The sequence below is a fragment of the Pseudomonas sp. 37 R 15 genome (genome assembly GCF_900004865.1).
Taxonomy (GTDB): Bacteria; Pseudomonadota; Gammaproteobacteria; order Pseudomonadales; family Pseudomonadaceae; genus Aquipseudomonas; species Aquipseudomonas fluorescens_AM.
In genome coordinates this window covers 2,195-2,434 of record NZ_CVTV01000052.1, presented here as the reverse complement: position 1 = coordinate 2,434, position 240 = coordinate 2,195, and the positions used below count along the sequence as shown (strand labels likewise).

Genomic DNA, 240 nt, shown 5'->3' with positions numbered 1-240 from the left:
TGTACGTGATCTGGCCACCTTCGTTCGCCTGTGCCGGAGCTGTCAGGGTAACGGTGGTGGTGTTGTCGGTGCCCGGAGTATCAGTCACGGTGGTATTAACAGGCGCGGTGCCTGGCACCAGGTTTTCGAAGTGCTCGCCACCAGTAACAGTCTTGATAGCAGTGGTGACGGTCTGATCGCCTTTGTAGACGTCATCCGGCGCAACAACCGAAACGCTGGCGCTTGATTGGTTTACACCGA

At 57.1% G+C, this 240-nt stretch carries 1 protein-coding gene; it reads right to left on the bottom strand.

Going from position 1 to position 240, the window contains the following annotated elements; all coding sequences use genetic code 11:
• Nucleotides 1-240, bottom strand: a 240-nt coding sequence (locus BFQ04_RS29710; RefSeq protein WP_175413301.1) for an immunoglobulin-like domain-containing protein, incomplete at both ends; no start/stop codon positions are given.